The sequence below is a fragment of the Pseudomonas sp. 65/3-MNA-CIBAN-0223 genome (assembly GCF_040310425.1).
GTDB classification, from domain to species: domain Bacteria; phylum Pseudomonadota; class Gammaproteobacteria; order Pseudomonadales; family Pseudomonadaceae; genus Aquipseudomonas; species Aquipseudomonas gregormendelii.
This window is the reverse complement of record NZ_JBEOPV010000210.1, coordinates 1-261: the sequence shown is the minus strand read 5'-3', so window position 1 is coordinate 261 and position 261 is coordinate 1. Positions and strand designations below refer to the sequence as shown.

1 pseudogene is annotated in these 261 nt (G+C 60.5%); it reads left to right on the top strand.

Going from position 1 to position 261, the window contains the following annotated elements:
- Window positions 1-261: pseudogene (locus AAEZ09_RS28605) on the top strand (phospholipase D-like domain-containing protein); the annotation flags it as partial.

Here is a 261-nt window from a genome sequence, read left to right as displayed (position 1 = left end):
ACTTGACCAACAGTTGCGCGACAGCTTGGCTGATCTGCGCCTGAGCAACGAAGAGCGCGACGAGTTGCGTCAGCTGGGCAGCGAGCTGACAGTTGACCAGATACGCTTCCTGCGTAATCGGGCTTTCGCCTTGGTGCGCGAGCTTAGCCGTGAGCCGGCGAACGTTGAGCCTGCGCTTACATGGCTGGAGCAGGTGATCAAGACGCTCGACTCCTGCTCCACTCCAGTCAGGGTAGAGCAGGCCAGCGCACACTTCAGTCC